1 rRNA gene is annotated in these 1,342 nt (G+C 56.1%); it reads right to left on the reverse strand.

Annotation, left to right across the window (positions count from 1 at the left end):
- Window positions 1–1,278 (reverse strand): 23S ribosomal RNA (locus PRECH8_RS08280); the annotation flags it as partial.
- Between the last annotated feature and the right edge of the window lie 64 nt (window positions 1,279–1,342).

The following is a 1,342-nucleotide window of genomic DNA, read 5'->3' on the forward strand; positions in this document are numbered from 1 at the left end:
CGCCCTTCAAGGACGATTTCGACAACGGATTCGCTTCCCTCGATCCATGAAGCACAGTGAAAACGACGTCTGCCAAAGCTTCGGTGGTGTGTTTAGCCCCGCTATATTTTCGGCGCAGCGCCACTCGACCAGTGAGCTATTACGCACTCTTTCAATGATGGCTGCTTCTAAGCCAACATCCTGGTTGTCTAAGCAGCGCCACATCCTTTCCCACTTAACACACACTTCGGGACCTTAGCTGTTGGTCTGGGCTCTTTCCCTCTCGACGATGGATCTTAGCACTCACCGTCTGACTGCCGGAAAGCTCGTAGCTGGCATTCGGAGTTTGACTGAACTTGGTAACCCTTGCGGGCCCCGCATCCAATCAGTGCTCTACCTCCAGTACGATCATTCCCGACGCTAGCCCTAAAGCTATTTCGGGGAGAACCAGCTATCTCCGAGTTCGATTGGAATTTCTCCGCTACCCCCACCTCATCCCCTGATTTTTCAACATCAGTGGGTTCGGGCCTCCAGTGCGCGTTACCGCACCTTCACCCTGGACAGGGGTAGATCACCCGGTTTCGGGTCTACGACGACGTACTATCACGCCCTGTTCAGACTCGCTTTCGCTGCGGCTCCGGCTCTTCACCTTAACCTCGCACGCCATCGTAACTCGCCGGTTCATTCTGCAAGAGGCACGCCATCACCCCATGAACGGGCTCTGACTTCTTGTAAGCACACGGTTTCAGGTTCTCTTTCACTCCCCTCCCGGGGTGCTTTTCACCTTTCCCTCACGGTACTGGTTCACTATCGGTCGCCAGGGAGTATTTAGCCTTGGCAGATGGTCCTGCCGGATTCATACGGGGTTTCACGTGCCCCGTACTACTCGGGATCCACTCCGGGGCCGCCACGCTTTCGACTACAGGACTCTTACCTTCTATGGTCGGCCCTTCCAAGCCGGTTCGTCTAGCATGACAAGCTCCCTCAACGAGTGTCCCACAACCCCAGTGAGCATGCTCACTGGTTTAGGCTCCTCCGCGTTCGCTCGCCGCTACTGACGGAATCACTGTTGTTTTCTTTTCCTCAGGGTACTTAGATGTTTCAGTTCCCCTGGTATGCCTCCTCGCACCCTATGGATTCAGGTGCGGGTACCTGCCCATAACGACAGGTGGGTTCCCCCATTCGGACATCCCCGGATCGACGCCTGCTTACGGCTCCCCGAGGCATTTCGCTGTTTGCCGCGTCCTTCATCGGCTCCTGGCGCCTAGGCATCCACCGTGCGCTCTTCCTAGCTTAACCTTTGCTTTCGTGCATGGCTTGCTCCATGCACGTCGCGCGGATGCTCTATGCTTCTGCTGCTATC

This window comes from Insulibacter thermoxylanivorax, assembly GCF_015472005.1.
In the GTDB taxonomy this organism is placed as follows: domain Bacteria; phylum Bacillota; class Bacilli; order Paenibacillales; family DA-C8; genus Insulibacter; species Insulibacter thermoxylanivorax.